This is a genomic window from uncultured Anaerovibrio sp., from assembly GCF_947302755.1.
Lineage (GTDB): Bacteria > Bacillota > Negativicutes > Selenomonadales > Selenomonadaceae > Anaerovibrio.
On the sequence record NZ_CAMYWM010000207.1, the window covers coordinates 1 to 2,788 of the forward strand.

A 2,788-nucleotide genomic window follows, 5' to 3' on the forward strand; every position below is an offset into this window, starting at 1 on the left:
GGAAGAAGATGCGGAAGCTTTTGCCCGGGGACTGGACCGGGGAGATTTTACGGCCCGGCCGGCAAAGCTTCGGATTTTGAATTCCGGGGAGACAGGCGCGGGAGACACTTCCACCTGTCCGGCGGCGCTCCGGGAGGTGAATTCTTCCCTGTCCGGTGGTGAGCTGAAGCGTATTGAAATCGCTACTGTACTGGCCCGGGGCACCAAGTTTTCCATTTTTGACGAGCCAGAGGCCGGTATTGATATCTGGAGCTTCCAGAACCTTATTCAGGTATTTGAAAATATCCGCAAGACGGTTCAGGGTACTGTGCTGATTATTTCCCATCAGGAGAGAATTCTTAATATCGCCGATGAAATCATTGTCATTGAGGATGGCAAGGTTAAGAGGCATGGTCCAAAGGATGAGGTTTTGCCGGAGCTGCTGGGAACTGCTGATGCGGTGAATCGGGCTTGCAGCAAGATGAGTTAAGGAGGCCGTCAGATGTTAGATAATATTCAGAAACAGCTTTTGAGAGAGGTAGCCGATCTTTATAAGATGCCAAAGGGGGCCTATAATATCCGGGCCAATGGTGAGAAGGCCGCCCGCAATACCACGGAAAATATTGATATTGTTACCAAGGAGGATAAGCCTGGTATCGATATTATCATCAAGGATGGTACAAAGAACGAAAGCGTCCATATTCCGGTGGTGCTGAGTGAAAGTGGTCTTAAGGAAACAGTATACAATGATTTTTATATTGGCGAGGACTGTGATGTGGTTATCGTGGCCGGCTGCGGCATCAGCAATTGCGGCAGTCATGATTCGGAGCATGATGGTGTTCACCGGTTCTTTGTGGGCAAAAATTCCAAAATCCGTTATGTGGAAAAGCATTATGGTGAGGGAGATGGCTCCGGTAAGCGTATCCTTAACCCTGTAACTGAGGTTTATCAGAAGGAAAACAGCTATGTGGATATGGAAATGGTGCAGATCAAGGGGGTGGACAGCACCCACCGGATTACCAAGGCGGAGCTGGCGGAGGGAGCTACCATGATTGTCCATGAGCGCCTGATGACCCATGGTGAGCAGAAGGCCACCAGCGTTTACGAGGTGGAGCTTAACGGGGAAGGATCCAGCACCGATGTTATTTCCCGTTCCGTGGCCAAGGATAATTCGGAGCAGATTTTTGAGGCGGCTATTGTGGGCAATACTGTCTGCAACGGCCATGCGGAATGTGATGCCATTATTATGGACAAGGCCCATGTGGTGGCCGTGCCAAAGCTGGATGCCAGAAACGTGGATGCGGCCCTTATCCATGAGGCCGCCATCGGCAAAATCGCCGGTGAACAGCTCATAAAGCTTATGTCCCTGGGGCTTACTGAGGCCGAGGCCGAGGAGCAGATTATCGGCGGCTTCCTGAGATAAGCAGGAAGGGATTGCTGCGGCAGTCCCTTTTTTCACAATTAAAATGAGAAATGGAGGATGGGCATGAAGTATGGTAATGCTCTGCAATATTGGGGCAGATTGATATTCTGTGCAGTATTTATTATGGGGCTGGCTGTTATGCAGAATACCAGCGAAGCCAAGGAGGGGGAGGAAATTCACCATCGACTTACCCACTACCGTCCTGTGATCAGCTGGAAGCAGGTGGAGGAGAAGGACAAGGTGACTATTTTGGGTCCTGCCACCATCAGTCAGGAGCGGATGGTGGAATATATCCTTTCCCGCAATCCCCAGCCGAAGCTAAGCTGCTCCTTGGAGGAGCTGGTGGCCTACTATTATGAGGAGGCCGGCGATGAGGGAATACGTCCCGATATTGCCCTGTGTCAGGCCCTGAAGGAAACCGGCTTTTTTAATTATGGCAATGATGTAAAGCCATTACAGAACAACTATTGTGGCCTGGGGGCCCTTGGCAACAAGGTACCTGGCTATACCTTCTTTACTCCACGCCGCGGGGTAAGGGCACATATCCAGCATCTTGTGGCATACGCGGCTAACCGTCTGCCGAACCACAGATTGATAGATCCCCGGTTTACCATTTTGGTGGAGAAATATCCACAATATCATGGGGCGGCCCAATATTGGCCCGATTTAAACGGACGCTGGGCGGTACCGGGCACCACCTATGGCCAGGATATATTGAGGCTGTGGCGGGAGGCCGGACAATTTCAGGCGGAAGACAGTGAATTGGAAAGGGCCGCAGCCGCAGCAGAGGCCAGCCGCAATATTGAAGGCTGGGAGAAGGTTTATGCTTTGGCCTTGGGAGCCGGCAATTATCGGGAAGCAATCAGCAGTATGGATAAGGTGCTTCAGATAAACGACAGGAAGACTGACGCCTATGTAAAGCGGGGGGATATCTTTAGAGAATGGGGCTACAACGAACAGGCTTTGGCCGATTATAATAAGGCTCTCTCCCTGGACAAGGAAAATTATGCTGCCATCTCCGGCCGGGCATATCTATATGCGTCGATTCAGGAGAACCGCATGGCCTTGGCCGATTATGATACCATGTTGGGTATGAATCCTAATGACACCATTGCCCTATATAACCGGGGCTGCCTTATGGCTGATGAGGGGAAATATCCTGAGGCAAAGGAGAATTTGGAACGGCTGTTGAAGCTGGAGCCCAACAATGTATATGCCAAGCAGGCCTATGATGACTTAAAGAAATACCTAAAATAACGAGCTTTAAGATGTCCCCCACCTCTTTAGGTGGGGGAAAACAAACTACAACAGCTGGCGAGCATATCTCCCAGCTCGTTGCGACACGAACGAAGTGAGTTAGTCCTTTAGGGAAACGCTAATTGGAAG

Annotated in this window: 2 protein-coding genes and 1 pseudogene; all 3 read left to right on the forward strand. The window is 50.7% G+C overall.

All coding sequences use genetic code 11. The annotated features are described in order from the left end of the window. Window positions 1-469, forward strand: a pseudogene (locus Q0Y54_RS12520) (hypothetical protein); the annotation flags it as partial. 12 nt (window positions 470-481) lie between these two features. Continuing rightward, window positions 482-1,402, forward strand: a complete 921-nt coding sequence (locus tag Q0Y54_RS12525; protein WP_297968638.1) for a SufD family Fe-S cluster assembly protein — start codon at window positions 482-484, stop codon at window positions 1,400-1,402. A gap of 63 nt (window positions 1,403-1,465) precedes the next feature. Then, window positions 1,466-2,659, forward strand: coding sequence for a tetratricopeptide repeat protein (locus tag Q0Y54_RS12530; RefSeq protein ID WP_297968641.1), 1,194 nt, complete (start codon window positions 1,466-1,468; stop codon window positions 2,657-2,659). Window positions 2,660-2,788: the final 129 nt, after the last annotated feature.

Excerpts from the sequence above, each read along its gene's own strand:
- Q0Y54_RS12530 (WP_297968641.1), top strand. The coding sequence starts at position 1,466 with ATGAAGTATGGTAATGCTCTGCAATATTGGGGCAGATTGATATTCTGT.
- Q0Y54_RS12525 (WP_297968638.1), top strand. The coding sequence starts at position 482 with ATGTTAGATAATATTCAGAAACAGCTTTTGAGAGAGGTAGCCGATCTT.